Source organism: Paraburkholderia sp. (assembly GCF_050742655.1).
GTDB lineage: Bacteria > Pseudomonadota > Gammaproteobacteria > Burkholderiales > Burkholderiaceae > Paraburkholderia.
This window is the reverse complement of record NZ_JBOIGG010000001.1, coordinates 427,833-444,931: the sequence shown is the minus strand read 5'-3', so window position 1 is coordinate 444,931 and position 17,099 is coordinate 427,833. Positions and strand designations below refer to the sequence as shown.

The following is a 17,099-nucleotide window of genomic DNA, read 5'->3' as shown; positions in this document are numbered from 1 at the left end:
ATGGGCAAGCATCTTCCGATCAAGACGCTGATCGGCCTCGCGCAGGACGACGTCGACGCAGCCGCGCAGCGGCTCGGCCGCGCGCAGCGCGACCGCCGCGACGTCGAGGCGCAGCTCGACGCACTGATCCAGTATCGCGACGAATATCACGCGCGCTTCACGAACTCCGCGCAGGCTGGAATGGCGGCCGGCAACATGCGCAACTTCCAGGCGTTCATCGATACGCTCGATGCGGCAATCGAACAGCAGCGCGGGTTGCTCACGACCGCGACCGCCCGCGTCGAGGCGGCGAAGCCCGACTGGCAGCGGCAGCGGCAGAAGCTCGGCTCGTATGAAGTGCTGCAGGCGCGCGGCGACGCCGCCGAAGCGCTGCAGACATCGCGCCGCGAGCAACGCGACTCCGACGAGCACGCCGCGCGGATTCTGCGGATGCGGGCTGAAGGTGTGTAACGCGCGTTTGCCCCGGTTGCCCCGGTCGCCCCGTTTGAACGGACTCACCGAACAGGACCACGTATGTCGACTCTCTCAATGATCGGATCGCTGCTCGGCACAAGCGCCGGCTCATCGTCGGGCACGTCGGGCGCATCGAATGCGTCGTCGCAGGCCGCGCCGTTCTCGCAGACGCTGCAGCAGAGCATCGATGCACAGAACAGCGCGTCGAATGCGTCGGCTCAAGCGAGTAGCACGACGCAGAAGACTTCGTCTTCATCTTCTTCGTCCTCTTCATCTTCTTCGTCGCCGGCTTCGCCGGGTGTGCACGACGCGCCGCCGTCAAACGACGATCCGTCGAAGAGCACAAGTTCGGCGAACGGCAAGACGGATTCGGGCAACGGCTCGGACGGCACACAGGGTGCGTCGACCGGTTCGTCCGGCAACACGACACAGGCGGGCGGCACGGACGCGACCGGCAAGCCGTCTGGTGGCGGCGCATCGAAACCGCAGCAAGGCGCCGACGGCACAACGCCGACGACCGCCGCCGATGCAGCAGCCGTTGCGGCTGCTGCCGCGGCCTCGGCTGCCGCTCAGGCACAGGCTCAGGCCGGCACGCTCGCGACGCAGACGACGACCGCCACCACCGATCCCGCCGCCGCGTTGCAGGACGCGACGCAGACCGGGACCGGAACGTCGACCACGCCCCCGGACAAGAAGACCGCCACCGATCCGAAAACGGTCCGCGACGCGTTGCAGGCCGCATTGAACGCGCTCACGAATGCACAGGGCCCTGTCCCCGTGCCGGTCGCGGCCACGGCGGCGAGCACCGCTGCATCGACGCCTCTTGCCGCGACGGCCGACACCGGCATCGCGCAGCGCGGGTCGATTGCCGGCAAGGGTCTCGCGCCTGGCGCGGCGTTCGCCGACGGCAAGAACGCGAACGCCGGCACGCAAACGGGCGCGACCGCGGCCGGCACCACCGGCACGCAGGACGCGACAGCGCTGCGCAGTGCCGTCGATGCGTTCACCGCGTCGGGTGGCGCGCCGGGCGGTGATCAACAAAGCGTGCAGACTGCGAAGGACAACGCGGACGCAGTGCGCGCGACGCTTGCTGCTTCGCAGGCTGCGTCCACTGCACCGACCACGGCTGCGCAGTCGTCGAATCCTGCGTTTGCCGCGACGGCTGCCGCGCTTGCACCGCAGGTTGGCACGCCGGATTGGGAAGATGCGTTGAGTCAGAAGGTCGTATTTTTGTCGAATGCGCATCAGCAGACAGCGGAGCTCACGTTGAATCCGCCGGATCTTGGACCGCTGCAAGTGGTGTTGCAGGTCGCGGACAATCATGCGCATGCGCTGTTCGTGTCGCAGCATCCGCAGGTGCGTGAGGCGGTTGAGGCCGCGTTGCCGAAGTTGCGGGAGGCGATGGAATCGGGGGGGATAGGGCTTGGCAGTGCGAGTGTGAGTGATGGGTTTGCGCGGCAGAGTGGGCAGCAAGGGCAGGAAGGGGGTAGCCGCGGAAACGGGCGTTCCGGTGGGGCGGGGGTTGTGCCTGCTGGCGCCGTCGTTGCTGGAGTGCCTGCTCGGCGCACGGTTGGGCTTGTTGATACGTTTGCTTGATTGAACGCGTAGCGCCTGGTTTTCGTTGTTTTTGTTGTTGTGCCCTCGCGGGCGGCTACGATTTGGCGCCTCGCGGCGCGGGCGTTGGCCTTTGCTGTTTGCCCTGGCAGGCGGCTGCGATTTCGCGCCTCGCGGCGCAGGCGTTGGTTTTGCTTTTTGCCCTTGCAGGCGGGTGCTTATTAGCGCCTCGCGGCGCAGGCGTTGCCCCTGTGCGGGGCGGCACTTACTCTTCTTTGCCGCGGCAAAGAAGAGTAAGCAGAAGAAAGCCGCCGAGACGTTACCGAGTCCTTTCCGCGTGATGCCGGGAATGGCGCTCGCCTAAGTGGGCGCCGCGTTCACACTGGGTAGTGGTCCGAGACGAGACCTGCCCTCGCACCACACGCGTTAGTGACAAGGCCGTCATCCGTTCCGGCGGGCTTCGCCGCCGATGGGCATAACGCCTTGGACAACGCACGAGTCCAATGCGGCTGCCGTTCTGCACCGCGTCTCACTCTTCCCCGACGGTTTCCCACGTAGACCCGTCCGCGCGCACACCAGTGCGCCGCGGGGTGGGTGGGACCCTTGTCACTCCGGTTTGTGATCCGGGGGACGGTCTCGTCTCGGACCACTACCGTGTCTGTGCGAGGACGACACTTAGGTGCGGGCCATCTCTGGTTACGCGCGGAAAGGACTCGGTAACGTGTCGAGCGGCTTTCTTTGCCTCCTTTCTTTGCCGCGGCAAAGAAAGGAGGTGCCGCCCCGCACAGGGGCAACGCCTGCGCCGCGAGGCGCCAAATTGCAGCCGCCTGCCAGGGCAAGGGCAAGGGCAAGGGCAAGGCCAAGAGCAAGAGCAAGAGCAAGAGCAAGACCCAATACAAGAACACCAAAACAAAACCCAAGCAAATGCCATCGGCCATTCCAAAAGAACGAGATACCCCCAAATCCCCCTTCTTTTCGCCCCATCGCGCGGCGCGCCAATAGAGAACAATTCACCCTACCAGCACTGACGCACGCACAGACACCTCATGGCAACAACCACGACCGCAACCCAGCCGGCCATCGTTCCGTCGAACTCGCCGGGCCCGATCAAGCGCATTCTCCTGATCGCGCTCATCGCACTCGTCGCCGCCGCAGCAGCCGGCGCGGGCGTGTGGTTCTTCATGAACAAACGCCCCGCGACACCCGCGAGCCCGTCGGCAACCGTCACTCCGTCGGCGGTACCGGTGTTCTTTCCGCTCGAACCGATGACCGTCAACCTGCAGTCCGACGACGGTCAGCAACACTATCTGCGCATCGGTCTCACGCTGAAGCTCACCGACCAGAAAACCCAGGATCACCTGACGGAGCACATGCCCGAGATTCGTAGTCGGGTGCTGCTCGCGCTGTCGAACAAGCATCCCGACGATCTCGCGCCGCTCGACGGCAAGCAGGCGCTCGCGAAGGAACTAAAGGCACTGATCGAACAGCCGAACGATGCCGGCGGCCAGGCTTCGCACGTTCAGGACGTGCTGTTCACCGAATTCGTCGTGCAGTGACGCGTCACGCTGCGCCACCTCTTAACCGCGAACGGATGCACGAGGAATAAGGAATGGGCCACGAAGAGTTCATGTCCCAGGAGGAGGTGGATGCACTCCTGAAAGGCGTCACCGGCGAAGCCGACGCCGAAGCCGAGCAGACCGAACGCACGGGCGTGCGTCCGTACAACATCGCGACGCAGGAACGCATCGTCCGCGGCCGGATGCCCGGCCTCGAAATCATCAACGACCGTTTTGCGCGCCTGCTCCGCGTCGGTATCTTCAACTTCATGCGGCGCACGGCGGAAATCTCCGTCGGCCCCGTGAAGGTGGTGAAGTACAGCGAATTCACCCGCAACCTGCCGATCCCGACCAACCTCAACCTCGTTCACATCAAACCGCTGCGCGGCACCTCGCTGTTCGTGTTCGACCCGAACCTGGTGTTCTTCGTCGTCGATAACCTGTTCGGCGGCGATGGGCGCTTTCATACGCGCGTCGAAGGCCGCGACTTCACGGCAACCGAACAACGCATCATCAGCAAGCTGCTGAATCTCGTGTTCGAGCACTACGGGAATTCGTGGAAGAGCGTGCGGCCGCTGCAGTTCGAATTCGTGCGCTCCGAAATGCACACGCAGTTCGCGAACGTCGCGACGCCGAACGAGATCGTCATCGTTACGCAGTTCTCGATCGAGTTCGGCACGACGGGCGGCACGCTGCACATCTGCATGCCGTACTCGATGATCGAGCCGATCCGCGACGTGCTGTCGTCGCCGATCCAGGGCGAAGCGCTCGAAGTGGACCGTCGCTGGGTGCGCGTGCTGTCGCAGCAGGTGCAGGCCGCAGAAGTCGAACTCACCGCGGATCTCGCGGAAATCCCCGTGACGTTCGAAAAGATCCTCAACATGCGCGCAGGCGACGTCCTGCCGATCAACATCCCCGAGCACATCGTCGCGAAGGTGGACGGCGTGCCGGTGATGGAATGCGGCTACGGAATTTTCAATGGTCAGTACGCGTTGCGCGTCCAGAAGATGATCAGCGCAACCGACACGACGAAGGAAGGTGGATATGAGTGACCTCAACGGCACGCCGGAAGCGCAACTGCCGGCCGGCGAACCGCAGCTCGCGGCCGCACAGGCCGCCGCAGACCCGGCACTGGACGACTGGGCGAGCGCGCTCGCAGAACAGAACAACGGCGGTGAAGTGAGCGCGGCGGCAGCGGGCGTGTTCCAGCCGCTGTCGAAGGTGGCACCGACGACGACGCGCAACGACATCGACATGATCCTGGACATCCCCGTCCAGATGACCGTCGAACTCGGCCGCACGAAGATCGCGATCCGCAACCTGCTGCAGCTCGCGCAGGGGTCGGTGGTCGAACTCGACGGCCTGGCCGGCGAACCGATGGACGTGCTCGTGAACGGCTGTCTGATCGCGCAGGGCGAAGTGGTCGTGGTGAACGACAAGTTCGGCATCCGCCTGACGGACATCATCACGCCGTCCGAACGCATCCGGAAGCTGAATCGATGAAGTCTGCCGGTCGCGGGCGCGCGCCAGTCGCGCTCGCCTCGCTTTTCGCCAGCATCGCAATGGCGACCGCCTCGGTCATGTCAGCCGCCTGGGTCGGAACCGCTCACGCGGCCGACATCAACGCTGTGAACAACGCCGCGCGCATCGCGTCCGGCGTCGGCGCGGGCACCGCGGTCCCCTCGCTGGGTGTCGGCGCGGTGCTACAGACGCTGGTCGGTCTCGCGGTCGTCATCGGGCTGGTATTCGGCTTCGCGTGGCTCGCACGGCGCTTCGGCCTGCAGCCGTCGCAACGCGGCGGCCTCGTGAAGACGATCGGCGGCGCGTCGCTCGGCGGCAAGGAGCGCGTTGCGGTGGTCGAGATCGGTGACACGTGGCTCGTGCTCGGCGCAGCGCCTGGCAACGTTCGCCTGCTGCATACGATGCCCGCGGGTACCACCGATCTTCCCGGCGCGGACGCATCGTCCGCCGCTCCGCTCTCCGGCACGTTCGGTCAGCGCTTTCGCGAAGCGATGAAAGGCGAAGTCGGCAAACGCCTGAACCGCCCCGGCAGCGGAGACCAATAAATGTCGTTCGTTCGAATCTCCGCGCGATCCATGCGCGCGACGCGGCCCGTTGTAATGCGCGCTGTTATTCATTTTGCTGGGCGCTATGCGCTGCCGCTGCTGATGCTCGCGCTGCCGACGCTGTCGTTCGCGCAGACAGCCGGCCTGCCCGCTTTCAACACGAGCCCCGGCCCGAACGGCGGTACGACCTACTCGCTGAGCGTGCAGACGATGCTGCTGCTCACGATGCTGTCGTTCCTGCCGGCGATGGTGCTGATGATGACGAGCTTCACGCGCATCATCATCGTGCTGTCGCTGCTGCGTCAGGCGCTCGGCACGCAGTCGACGCCGCCGAACCAGGTGCTGGTCGGCCTTGCGCTGTTCCTCACGCTGTTCGTGATGTCGCCGGTGCTCGATAAGGCGTACACCGATGGCTACAAGCCGTTCTCCGACGGCACGATCACGATGGACCAGGCCGTGTCGCGTGGCGTCGCGCCGTTCAAGACGTTCATGCTGCGGCAGACGCGCGAGACCGATCTCGCACTGTTCGCGCGCATTTCGCACGCGGCGCCGATGCAGGGCCCCGAAGACGTGCCGCTGTCGCTGCTCGTGCCGGCCTTCGTCACGAGCGAACTGAAGACCGGCTTCCAGATCGGCTTCACGATCTTCATACCGTTCCTCATCATCGACATGGTGGTGGCCAGCGTGCTGATGTCGATGGGGATGATGATGATCTCGCCCGCGACCATTTCGCTGCCGTTCAAGCTGATGCTCTTCGTGCTGGTCGACGGCTGGCAGTTGCTGCTCGGCTCGCTCGCGCAGAGTTTCGTCTGATGCTCGCCGCCATGGACATCAGGAACACCGAGGACGCCCGACCATGACGCCAGAAACAGTCACCACGCTTGCGCACGAGGCGATGTACGTCGCGCTCGTGCTGGCCGCGCCGCCGCTCCTCGTCGGCCTGGTGGTCGGCCTCGTCGTCAGCCTGTTCCAGGCCGCGACGCAGATCAACGAAGCGACGCTGTCGTTCATCCCGAAGCTGATGGCGATCGCCGTCACGCTCGTGCTGATCGGCCCGTGGATGCTGACCACGATGCTCGACTACATGCGCCACATGTTGACGACCATCCCGACGCTCGCGAACTGAACGCGACCCTCTTCGTCCGCTCACGCCAGCGATGTTCACCGTCACCTACGCCCAGCTGAACGCATGGCTCACCGCGTTCCTGTGGCCCTTCGTGCGCATTCTCGCGCTGGTCGCGACCGCGCCCGCGTTCGGCGACAACTCGGTGCCGGTGCGCGTGAAGGTCGGCATCGCGGCGTTCGTCACGCTGATCGTCGCGCCGACGCTCGCGCCGCTGCCGCAGGCCACGGTGTTTTCGTCGACGGGCATCTGGATCATCGTCAACCAGTTTCTGATCGGCGCGGCGCTCGGCTTCACGATGCAGGTCGTGTTCGGCGCGATCCAGGCGACCGGCGACATGATCGGCCTCGGCATGGGGCTCGGCTTCGCGACCTTCTTCGACCCGCAGGTCAGCGGCTCGAGCGTGGTCGTGTCGCGCTACATGAACACCATCGCGATGCTCGCGTTCATCGCGCTCGACGGCCACCTGCAGATGCTGACCGCGTTGCTCTCGACGTTCGACTCGGTGCCGGTCGCGGCGAACCTGCTCGGGCCGGCGGGCTGGCGAATGCTCGCGGGCTGGGGTGTGACGGTGTTTTCGGCGGGGCTCCTGCTGTCGCTGCCGGTGGTCGCCGCGCTGCTGATCGCGAACCTCTCGCTCGGCATCCTGAACCGCGCGGCGCCGCAGATCGGCGTGTTCCAGATCGGCTTCCCGCTGACGATCCTCGTCGGCATGCTGCTGCTGCAGCTGATGGCGCCCAACATGATTCCGTTCTTCGCGAGGTTGTTCGATAACGGGATCGATGAGATGGGAAGGGTGGCGTTGGGGCTCAGGTAGTGCTGTCCGGGCCGATGCCGAGGGATCGATCCATCGAGGCTCGGAGGCTTTTCACCTGCTTCACTTGTTGCATTTATTGCATTTATTCGGACCATCGGCTAAGCTGGCTGACGTGTAAGCCAGCTTAGCCGATGGTCCTATTGGCGCTCGAAAGGAAGAATTGACATGCGTACCGTAGATCGAATTCGCGAGGTAACGCCTCCGCCGATGACGGAGCGTGAACAGGAAATGGCGCGCGTGGCGCAGCGTTGCATCATGGAGGCGCTCGACCACTCCCGTGCGGCATCGATCACGCTCACGACGGATAAGGGGGAATCTCCGTCTGTTGAGGTTCCGCCCGCCGCGTTGAAGCTCATTGGCCAGTTGCTCGGCGCAATGAGCGAGGGTCGCTCGATCCTCCTTACGCCGGCAAACCGGGAATTCACGACGGTGGAGGCCGCTCACTTCCTCAACGTATCGCGGCCATTCGTCATCAAGGAAATCGAGGAAGGCAGATTGCCGCATCGTATGGTCGGCACGCACCGTCGGATCGCTTTCAACGATCTGGTCGCCTACGCGAACCGGATGCGGGAGAAACAGACGGCCGCCCTCGAACGCATGGCCGACAACGCGCGCGAACTTGGACTGGATTATTGAATGGCCGGTTATGCACGCTATACGGCGTTGCTGGACGCGTGCGTCCTCTTTCCTCTCGCAATCACTGACACGTTGATGAGTCTGGCGACCGCAGGACTTTTTGCCGCGAAATGGACACAGCGAATCGAATATGAGTGGATCACCGCACTGGAAGAGCAACGACCCGACCTGAAGGGCAAGCTCGAAATCCGGCGGGACAGCATGCGCGAAGCGATTCCGGATTGGGAGGTTCCCGAAGCCGTCTGGACACCGCTTACCGACAGCTTCACGCTACCCGATCCTGACGACAGACACGTCCTCGCGGCTGCCGTTGCCGGTCACGCGGATTGCATCGTGACGGCAAATCTTCGCGATTTCCCGCCACAGATTGCAGCGGGATACGGCATTGAAATAGTCGACCCGGACCGATTCGTGATCAACCAGTGGGACCTGGACTCACTCACGGCGATGAGCGCATTCAAGCGCATGCGCGCTCGCTGGAAAAAGCCCGAGGCCACACCGGAGGATTTTGCCCGCGCCCTGGAGCGTAACGGGCTGCCGGCAACAGCACAGCGCATCCGTGACGCCGCGGACCTCATCTAGACTGCCCGACTCGCGGTTGCGACGGGCAGCTTGCCGGTCATCAATTCAGATAGTTGAACAACGACAGATTCTGAATCTTCGCAAACCCTTCCTGCGACGCCTGCAGCGCGTTCTGCTCCATCGTGTACTGGCTCACGATGGTCGTCAGGTTGACCGTGGTCAGATTGGCGAGATCGCTTTGCGTCTGCAGCGAGTTGGTCTGCGTGACGGCCTGCAGCGCCGCGATTTCCTGTTCGCGGCCGCCGACCGACGCCTGCACGGTCACCACGTTGTTGCGCGTGTTCGTGAGCTTCGACATGCCGGTCGTCAGCGCGTTGTTCAGGTTGGCGGTCGACGTCGGGCTCGTCACCGGTGTCTGCAAGGCGGCGACAAGCTGATCGATCGTCGCGAACACGTCGGTGCCCGCCTGCGCGGCTGGCTGGACCGTGAACGAATCGCCCGCGGCCGGTGCGCCGGTGATCGCCACCGACTGGCCGCCGCCGAGTGCGATCGCCGAGCCGGACGCGAACGCCTGCGGGCCGCTGACGGTCGCCGGCGTCGTCGAGTTATCGGTCACGGTGTAGGTCGTCGCGCTCGAAAATGCGATCGAGAACGAGTGCGCGTTCGTCGGGCTCGCGGCATTCGTCGTGCTCACCGAACCGATCACCCCGGTGCCGATGTTCGACGTACTGCCCGACGGAATCGCGCTGGTGCCGACGGTCGCGACACTCTGGAACACCGATGCGCCGTTGTCCGCCGTCGAGATGTTGCGCGTGTCCGCGACCTGCACGGTGCGATCGCCGCTGTCGCCGGTGTAGACGACCGAGCCGCCCGCATTCACGCTGTACGGCGCGGCGGTGGTCTGGAATCCGGAGAACAGGTAGTTGCCCTGCGAATCGGTCGAGTTGGCGAGCGTCATCAACTGGCTGCGCAGCCCTTCGAGCTGCGTCGCGATCGCGCTGCGGTCGGCGTCGCCGAGCGAGCCGTCGCCGGCACGCACGATCAGCGTATTGATGCTGGTCAGCACGGTGCTCACGCTGCCGAGCGTCGAATCCTCGGCCTGCAGCGACGACAGCGCGGTGTTCTGGTTGTCGGCGTACTGCGACAGCGTCGCGCCCTGCGTGCTGAGCTGCACCGCCTGCGCTGCGCCGAGCGGATTGTCCGACGGCGTCCCGAGGCTGATGCCGCTCGATAGCTGCTGGTACAACTGCGCGAGCGTGCTCTGCTGGTCGTTCATCTGCTGAACGTTCATGTTGAAAAACTGCGTCGTCGAAATGCGCATGATTCAACGCCTCACTGGAAAATGCCGAGTAGCGTCTGGAACAGCGTCGACGCGGTCTGGATAACTTTGCTGTTGGCCTGATACAGCTGCTGGTACTGCAGCAGGTTCGCCGCTTCTTCGTTGGTATTGACGCCCGACACGGACTGCTGCGCGGATGTGATCTGCGTGACAAGCGAGGTCTGCGCCGTGTTCTGCGTCTGGACCTGGTTGGTCTGGTTGCCGATCGTGTTCACGTAGTTCGCGTACGCGTCGGTGAGCGTGCTCGAGCCGCCGTTCAGCGACTTCGCGGTGACGAGGTTCGACAGCAGGAGCGCGTTGCGGCCGTCATTGCCGCCACCGGTGTTGCTGCCGATCGCAAACGTGTCGCTATTGTTCGGCGTGCCGGTGATCGTCACCGTCACCGCGTTCATCGAACCGGCCGGCGCGGGTGTCGTCGCGCTGTTGATCGTCAGCGTCGCGCCGGTGGCCGGGTTGTACGGCACGGGCGTCGTGCCCGCCGCGTTGATGTTGATCGTGGTCGGCGGCGAGCCGGCGATCGTCACCACCGAGTTCGGCGGGAAGCCGGTGAACTGCGCGGGCGTCGTCGTGTTGTCGTAGGTGAGCGTGGTGGTGCCGGTCGGCAGCGAATAACCGGTGCCGACCGATCCTTGCGAGATCGTCGCCGCACCGGTGTTCCCGCTGCCCTTGCTCGCAAGCACCGGCGACGCGGCGGCGATCGCGCCGCCGTTGCTGGTCGTGAGCGCGAAGTTGTCGAGCGCGCCGCGCGTCGGCTGCACGGTGAACGAATCGCCCACGGCCATCGTGCCGGTCAGCGAGAACTGCAGGCCGCCGATCGGGTTGGTCAGGTTCGTCGCGGTGCCCACGACGGAGCCAGTCGCGTTGTCGGTCAGCGTGTAGTTCGTGCCGTCGTACCCGAGCGTGTAATCGCTCGTGGTCGGCTGCGCCGCATTCGCGAACGATGCGCTGAGCGTCGCGCCGCCGGTGTTCCTCTGGTTCGCGTAGACGGTCGGGCTGCCGACGGTGAACAGGTTGCTGCCAGCATTGCCCGACAGGTCGAGGCCGAGTGCGTTCTGCGCGTTCACTTGCGCGGCGAAGCTGGTCGCGATCGCGCCGAGCTGCGCGGCGGCCGGATCGAGCGTCTGGCTGCGGAACGCGAGCAGGCCGCCGAGCGTACCGCCCGACACCTGGCTGTCCGACAGCGTCTGCGGCGTCGGTGCGGGCGTCGCGCCAGCGAGGCCGAGATAGGTCACGGCCTGTTCGGTCGGATCGCCCGGCGACGTCGCCGTGCCGAGATTGAAGCTCTTGTCCGCGAGAACGAGCGGCTGGCCGTTACTCATGAAGAGGCTGTAGCTGTTGCCGTTCTGCACGACCTGCACGCCGACGAGCTGCGACAGGTTCGACACCGCGAGATCGCGCTGGTCGAGCAACTGGTTCGGCGGCTGGCCCGCGCTGCTTGCAGCCGCGATCTGCGAGTTCAGCTGCGCGATCTGCGTGGTATAGCTGTTGACCTGCGTGACGGTGCTGGACAGCTGCGTGTTGACGCTCGCGCGCAACTGGTCGTACTGCTGACCGGCTGCGTTGATCTGGTTCGCGAGCGTCTGTGCGCTGCTGATCGCGGTCTGCCGCGCGGCCTGATCGGCGGGACTGTTCGACACGCCCTGCAGACCGGTGAAGTAACTCGTGATCGCGGTCGAGATGCCCGCGGTCGGGCTGCCGACCAGGTTGTTCAGCTGCGCGATCATCGTGTAGTACGCATTGAGCGAGCTACCCGACGACTGCGCGTTGTTCAGCTGGGTCGTCAGGTACTGGCTGTACTGGCGCTGCACGGTCGTCGTCGTGACGCCGCCCGGCTGGTAGCCGGAGCCGGTGTACTGGCCGCTTGCTTCCGCGTACACGGGACGTTCGACCGAATAGCCGGGCGTCGTCGCGTTGCTGATGTTCTGCCCCGTCGTCGACAGTCCCCATTGCGCGGCGTTGAGTCCGCTGAGGCCGATGTTAAAGAGGTTGCTGGACATGCGTCATCCTGGAATGGCGAGCGTCGGAAGCAGCCCGGCGCGTTGCGTGAACTTCCTGTATATCGGCTCGCCGGCGGGAAAATTGAGGGCCAGCGCGGCTTGCGCGCCGGCGTCGCGCTAGGCGCGTACGAGCGACCGGCGCTTCATTTCCAGCTGCGTGATCAGCCGTTGCAGCGTGTTTTCCGCGCTGCCCGGCAGAGTGAGAAAGCGCAATCCGAGTTGATGGCGCTGCATGCCATTCGGCAGTGCGACTGCGCGATGCGACACAAGCTGCAGATCGAGCGACAGCGTACCGAGCGAACCGAGGCTCAGCTCGACGTCGGGCAGCGTGACGCCCAGCGGCAGATCGGCTGCGCGCATATCCGTCGTTCGTACGCCCACGCCGCCGAGCGACATGTCGTGCACTTCGAAGCGGAACGCGTCGCCGTCCGGCAGACAGCCGCGGCAGGTGTACGGATCGAGTACAGGCGCATCGACGCGGAAATACTCGCGGCGCTGCACGTGATACAGCACCTCCGGAAAACTGGCTTCGAATGCGGGTAGCCCTTCGAAGCGTCGCTCGCGCGGCGCCGGCGTCGAGAACTCGATGCGCACGCCTTCCGGCGACGCGCGGAACTGGCAGTGCGGCGCGGCCAGCAGGCTGCGGTTCGCCTCCGGCAGCGCGCCCCAGTCGAAGGTGAACGTCCGGTTGCGCACATCGACCTCGAGAATCCGCGTCACCAGCTGGCCACCCTTGTACTGCACCGTCAGAAAGTCGCCGCGATTCACGAGGTTGCGCAACTGCACGCCGATTTCCAGCGTATTGCGCCGGCCGAAATCGTGGTCGCTCTCCTCGAGCGGGATGTCCGGTGGGCTGACGGTATCGTTCTGGCCGGTCGACTGGGTAGTATCCATGGGCTTGCCGGTGTGCGTAGTCGTGCGCACGCGCAGCCGGGTCTCTGGATTGCTGGACAGGCTGCCGCGCGCGTTCGGCCGGAATGGCAGCAAAGCCTTCCGGTCGTCGGGTCTTCCTGAATAGCGGCAGCGGGCAGCGAAAGTTTAGGGGATCCTCGCTAAATATTTCATCCCTTTTACGCCGGCCGGGGTGTGCCACCCGGGCGCAGCGCGTGTGATGCATGCGGTTAGGCCGACCGTCACGAGGACGGCCGGCGGTCCCGTCTTGTACTGCGACATGGCCCCGTCGCATTCCTGCCTCGTTCAGCTTTCCTCGTATGGACTGCATCGCGAACCCCGCTTCGACGTCGTTCCGACGTCGCCAACCTGGCCAACCCGTCAGGCCATTCTCTGCATAATCGAAATCAGCTTCTTCGCGTAGTGCGGATCGGTCGCGTAGCCGGCGCGCTGCATCCCGTGCGCAAAACCGGCGACGTCGTGCGACGAATTGAGCACCTGCGCGTAACGCGGATTGGCCTTCAGCATGCTGGCGTAATCGGTCATCGCTTCCTCGTACGAGTCGTACGCGCGGAATTTCTCGACGACGCGCTGCGGTTTGCCGTTCACGTACTCGGTCGTCAGCGTCGACACGGTCTTGCCGTTCCAGTCTTTGGTCGCCTTGATGCCGAACACGTTGTGGCTCGACGAACCGTCCGACTTCTTGATCTCGCTCTTGCCCCAGCCCGATTCGAGCGCGGCCTGGCCGATGATGAAGCGCGCCGGAATGCCAGTCGCCGCGCTCGCGGCCTGCGCCGGCGCGGCGAGCCTGTCGACGAATGCATCGACCTTCTGCGACGAGCCGTCGCCGCGCAGCGCCGGCGTCAACGCGCTGTTCGCCGAATAGCCTTTACCCGACGCAAGCGCGCCGTTCGCGGCGCTGTTGCCGTAGGCCTTCGAGAGCGCGTTCAGCGCGGCGTTGTTGCCCGCGCTCGCGTCGCCGCCCTGGCCGGCGTTGCGCATCAACTGCTTGAGCATCGCGTCCGCGACGCCAATGCCCTTCGACGACATCTGCTGCGACAACTGCTGGTCGAGCATCGAGGTGAAGGTCGCGCTGTCGTGCGAATCGAACGGGCCATCGGACGGCGTCGCTTCGCGCATGCTCTTCAGCATCATCTGCGTGAACACCGCGTCGAACTGCTGCGCGGCCATCTTCATGCCGGCCTGCGGCGATGCGTTGGCCTGCGCGCGCAGCGCATCGAAGCCCTGCACGTCGAGCGCGAAGCGCTGGGTCAGGTCGTTGGCGGTACTGGAAGGATCCGAGTTGTTCATCGCCGTCTTCCTTAGATGATTTCGAGGTCGGCACGCAGCGCGCCCGCTGCCTTCATCGCCTGCAGGATCGACATCAGATCCGCGGGCGTCGCGCCGAGTGCGTTGAGCGCCTTCACCACTTCGGCGAGATTCGCGCCGGCGGACAGCAACTTCACTGCGCCGCTGTCCTGCTTCAACTGGATCTGCGACTGCCGGGCAACCACAGTCTGGCCGTTCGAGAACGCGCCGGGCTGGCTCACCACCGGCGTCGTGTTGATGATCACCGACAGGTTGCCGTGCGCGACCGCGCAGCTTTGCAGCGTCACCATCTGGTTCATCACGATCGAGCCGGTGCGCGCGTTCAGGATCACCTTCGCGGCGGCCTGCGCGGGTCGCACGTCGAGGTTCTGCAACTGGGCCATGAACGCGACCTGCTGTTCGCTGTCGGCCGGCGCGCGCAACTGGATCGTGCGGCCGTCGAGCGCGGTCGCCGTGCCGCTGCCGAATGCGTTGTTCACGGCTGCGACGATGCGCTGCGTGGTGTCGTAGTCCATGTCGTTCAGCTCGAGCTGCATCATGCCCGCCTGCGACACCGAACTCTGCACCGCGCGCTCGACGATCGCGCCGCCCGCGATACGACCTGCCGCGAGCTGGTTCACCTGTACGCGGCTACCGTTCGCACTTGCACCTGCGCCGCCGACCACGAGGTTGCCCTGCCCGAGCGCATAGACCTGGCCGTCCGCGCCCTTCAGCGGCGTGAGCAGCAGGGTGCCGCCGCGCAGGCTCTTCGCGTTGCCGAGTGACGACACCGTGATGTCGATCGCTTCGCCGGGCCGTGCGAACGGCGGCAGCGTCCCGGTGACCATCACCGCGGCGACGTTCTTCAACTGGATCGTCGACAGCGACGACGTGCCCGAATTGCTGCCGCCCGCCGACTGGTTGTTGATCGAGATGCCAAGGTTCGCGAGCATGTTCGCGAGGGTCTGCGTCGTGAACGGCGTCTGCGTGGTCTGGTCGCCGGTACCGTCGAGGCCGACGACGAGGCCATAGCCGATCAGCGGGTTGTCGCGCACGCCCTGGATCGACACGAGATCCTTCAGGCGTTCCGCGTGCGCGGCCGGCATCGCGGCGAACGCGAGGCCCGCGCAGACGAGCGCGAGCAAACGTTGGAGCACGCGCGTCGATGAGAAGAATGAGATTCGAGGAGCGGAGTTCATGATCACCACGGCGCCACGTTGAGGAAGAAACGCTGCAGCCAGCCCATGTTCTCCGCCTCGTCGATATAGCCCTTCGCCGAGTATTCGATCTTCGCGTCCGCGACCTGCGTCGAGAACACCGAGTTCAGCCCGGAAATCGTGTTCGGATTGACAACGCCTGAGAAACGGACGAATTCGTTGCCCTGGTTGATCAGCATCTGTTTCTCGCCGCTCACGACGAGATTGCCGTTCGTCAGCACGTTCGTCACCGTCACGGTGATCGTGCCGTTGAAGGTGTTGGACGCGTTCGCGCCGCCCGTCGCCGCGAACGTGTTGTCGCCCTTCGCGCTGAGGTTCGCCTTGCCGAACAGGCCGCCGAGAAAACCGGCCGTCGGCACGTTGAAGTCCGTCGCTCCGTTGCGGTTGGTGTTCGCGCCCGACGACTTCGTCGCGTTGATGTTCTCCTGGATCACGATGGTCAGGATGTCGCCGATATTGCGCGGCCGCTGGTCTTCGAAGAGCGGTCGGCCCGCGTAGCCTGGATTGTAGATCGAGCCCGCCGTCTGCGCGTGCGGCGGCAGCGGCGGTACGGCCGTCATCGGCTGCTGGACGATCGGCTGCTTCGGCACGAGCCCGCAGCCACCAAGCACGGCGACGACGAGGCCGACTGTGGCGAGCCGCGCAGCCGCTCCGAGGCTCAAAGCCCCGGAACGGGCTGCCTGGCATGCTGCACGAGGCGAAGGACGAATGAAGTGCGACATCTTGATTACCTTGATATTCCCGACTGCTTCAGCCCGGTCACACCGGCATCTGGCTGAGCGTCTGCAGCATCTGGTCGGACGTGGTCACGGCCTTGCTGTTGATTTCGTACGCGCGCTGCGTCTGGATCATGTTCACGAGTTCCTGCACGACGTTGACGTTCGATCCCTCGACGTAGCCCTGGCTCAGCGTGCCCGCGCCGTTCAGTCCCGGTTGCGTGACGTTCGGCGTGCCCGACGACGACGTCTCCGCGAACAGGTTTTCGCCCTTCGCATCGAGGCCGACCGGGTTGATGAACGTAACCAGCTGCAGCGCGCCGATCTGCACGCTGTTGCTCGAATTGGCCTGGGTCACCGACACCGTGCCGTCGGTGCCGATCGTCAGCCCCGTCGCGTTCTGCGGAATCGTGATCGCCGGGATCACCTGATAGCCGCTCGATGTGACGAGCTGTCCCTGCTGGTTGGTCTGGAACGAACCGTCGCGCGTGTACGCGAGCGTGCCGTCCGGCATCTGCACCTGGAAGAAGCCCTGACCGTTGATCGCGACGTCCTTCGAATTGCCGGTCTGCGACAGCGCGCCCTGCGTGTAAAGACGTTCGGTCGCGATCTGCTGCACCCCGGTGCCGAGCTGGATGCCGGACGGCAGTTCGGTCTGCTGCGTCGAGTTCGCGCCCGGCTGACGGACGGTCTGGTACAGCAGATCCTCGAACACGGCACGCGATCCCTTGAAGCCGTTCGTGCTCACGTTCGCGAGGTTGTTCGAGATCACGTCCATCTGCGCCTGCTGCGCATTCATGCCGGTGGCGGCGATATACAGTGAGCGGTTCACGGTGGGTCTTCTCCTGGCTGGGCCTGGGTGAGTCTGGTAGAGCGGAGCTCGCGCGCCGCGCTTCCGTTTTTT

At 65.0% G+C, this 17,099-nt stretch carries 19 protein-coding genes; 12 read left to right on the top strand and 7 right to left on the bottom strand.

Annotated features, from left to right (window positions below; all coding sequences use genetic code 11):
- The 12 genes from fliJ to ACREXZ_RS01915 all read left to right on the top strand — a co-directional run bounded on the left by fliJ (position 1) and on the right by ACREXZ_RS01915 (position 8,787).
- Positions 1 to 450, top strand: coding sequence for a flagellar export protein FliJ (gene fliJ, locus ACREXZ_RS01970; RefSeq protein WP_431762324.1), 450 nt, complete (start codon positions 1 to 3; stop codon positions 448 to 450).
- A 63-nt stretch (positions 451 to 513) separates the two neighbouring features.
- Positions 514 to 2,049 (top strand): flagellar hook-length control protein FliK, encoded by a 1,536-nt coding sequence (locus tag ACREXZ_RS01965; RefSeq protein ID WP_431762323.1) that lies wholly within the window; start codon positions 514 to 516, stop codon positions 2,047 to 2,049.
- A gap of 696 nt (positions 2,050 to 2,745) precedes the next feature.
- The gene (locus ACREXZ_RS01960; RefSeq protein WP_431762322.1) at positions 2,746 to 3,009 is read left to right on the top strand and encodes a hypothetical protein; all 264 of its coding nucleotides are present in this window, start codon (positions 2,746 to 2,748) and stop codon (positions 3,007 to 3,009) included.
- A gap of 44 nt (positions 3,010 to 3,053) precedes the next feature.
- A complete protein-coding gene (gene fliL, locus ACREXZ_RS01955; RefSeq protein ID WP_431762321.1) occupies positions 3,054 to 3,563 on the top strand; it encodes a flagellar basal body-associated protein FliL in 510 nt (169 codons plus the stop codon).
- 53 nt (positions 3,564 to 3,616) lie between these two features.
- On the top strand, positions 3,617 to 4,615 hold the full coding sequence (gene fliM, locus ACREXZ_RS01950) for a flagellar motor switch protein FliM (RefSeq protein ID WP_431762320.1): 999 nt from the start codon (positions 3,617 to 3,619) through the stop codon (positions 4,613 to 4,615).
- A complete protein-coding gene (fliN, locus tag ACREXZ_RS01945) occupies positions 4,608 to 5,066 on the top strand; it encodes a flagellar motor switch protein FliN (RefSeq protein ID WP_431762319.1) in 459 nt (152 codons plus the stop codon). Before fliM ends, fliN begins: the two co-directional genes overlap by 8 nt.
- Positions 5,063 to 5,629, top strand: coding sequence for a flagellar biosynthetic protein FliO (gene fliO / locus ACREXZ_RS01940; protein ID WP_431762318.1), 567 nt, complete (start codon positions 5,063 to 5,065; stop codon positions 5,627 to 5,629). Before fliN ends, fliO begins: the two co-directional genes overlap by 4 nt.
- 54 nt (positions 5,630 to 5,683) lie before the next feature.
- Entirely contained in the window at positions 5,684 to 6,442 is a 759-nt protein-coding gene (gene fliP / locus ACREXZ_RS01935; protein WP_431762317.1) for a flagellar type III secretion system pore protein FliP, read from the top strand.
- Between the two features lie 43 nt (positions 6,443 to 6,485).
- Entirely contained in the window at positions 6,486 to 6,755 is a 270-nt protein-coding gene (gene fliQ, locus ACREXZ_RS01930) for a flagellar biosynthesis protein FliQ (protein WP_431762316.1), read from the top strand.
- Positions 6,756 to 6,786: 31 nt separating this feature from the next.
- Positions 6,787 to 7,569, top strand: a complete 783-nt coding sequence (gene fliR / locus ACREXZ_RS01925) for a flagellar biosynthetic protein FliR (RefSeq protein WP_431762315.1) — start codon at positions 6,787 to 6,789, stop codon at positions 7,567 to 7,569.
- A 165-nt stretch (positions 7,570 to 7,734) separates the two neighbouring features.
- Entirely contained in the window at positions 7,735 to 8,205 is a 471-nt protein-coding gene (locus ACREXZ_RS01920) for a helix-turn-helix domain-containing protein (RefSeq protein ID WP_431762314.1), read from the top strand.
- Positions 8,206 to 8,787, top strand: a complete 582-nt coding sequence (locus ACREXZ_RS01915) for a PIN domain-containing protein (protein WP_431762313.1) — start codon at positions 8,206 to 8,208, stop codon at positions 8,785 to 8,787.
- A 40-nt stretch (positions 8,788 to 8,827) separates the two neighbouring features.
- Here the strand turns inward: ACREXZ_RS01915 and flgL are convergent, their stop codons facing one another.
- The 7 genes from flgL to flgG all read right to left on the bottom strand — a co-directional run bounded on the left by flgL (position 8,828) and on the right by flgG (position 17,027).
- Positions 8,828 to 10,048 (bottom strand): flagellar hook-associated protein FlgL, encoded by a 1,221-nt coding sequence (gene flgL, locus ACREXZ_RS01910; protein WP_431762312.1) that lies wholly within the window; start codon positions 10,046 to 10,048, stop codon positions 8,828 to 8,830.
- 11 nt (positions 10,049 to 10,059) lie between these two features.
- Entirely contained in the window at positions 10,060 to 12,063 is a 2,004-nt protein-coding gene (flgK, locus tag ACREXZ_RS01905; protein WP_431762311.1) for a flagellar hook-associated protein FlgK, read from the bottom strand.
- Positions 12,064 to 12,180: 117 nt separating this feature from the next.
- Positions 12,181 to 12,957, bottom strand: coding sequence for a flagellar brake protein (locus ACREXZ_RS01900; protein WP_431762310.1), 777 nt, complete (start codon positions 12,955 to 12,957; stop codon positions 12,181 to 12,183).
- 378 nt (positions 12,958 to 13,335) lie between these two features.
- The gene (gene flgJ, locus ACREXZ_RS01895) at positions 13,336 to 14,265 is read right to left on the bottom strand and encodes a flagellar assembly peptidoglycan hydrolase FlgJ (RefSeq protein ID WP_431762309.1); all 930 of its coding nucleotides are present in this window, start codon (positions 14,263 to 14,265) and stop codon (positions 13,336 to 13,338) included.
- 11 nt (positions 14,266 to 14,276) lie between these two features.
- Positions 14,277 to 15,461 (bottom strand): flagellar basal body P-ring protein FlgI, encoded by a 1,185-nt coding sequence (locus tag ACREXZ_RS01890; protein WP_431762308.1) that lies wholly within the window; start codon positions 15,459 to 15,461, stop codon positions 14,277 to 14,279.
- A 2-nt stretch (positions 15,462 to 15,463) separates the two neighbouring features.
- Positions 15,464 to 16,207: a flagellar basal body L-ring protein FlgH gene (gene flgH / locus ACREXZ_RS01885; protein ID WP_431762473.1), complete on the bottom strand. Its 744-nt coding sequence runs from the start codon at positions 16,205 to 16,207 to the stop codon at positions 15,464 to 15,466.
- 31 nt (positions 16,208 to 16,238) lie between these two features.
- Complete coding sequence (gene flgG / locus ACREXZ_RS01880) at positions 16,239 to 17,027, bottom strand: flagellar basal-body rod protein FlgG (RefSeq protein ID WP_431762307.1); 789 nt, start codon at positions 17,025 to 17,027, stop codon at positions 16,239 to 16,241.
- Positions 17,028 to 17,099: the final 72 nt, after the last annotated feature.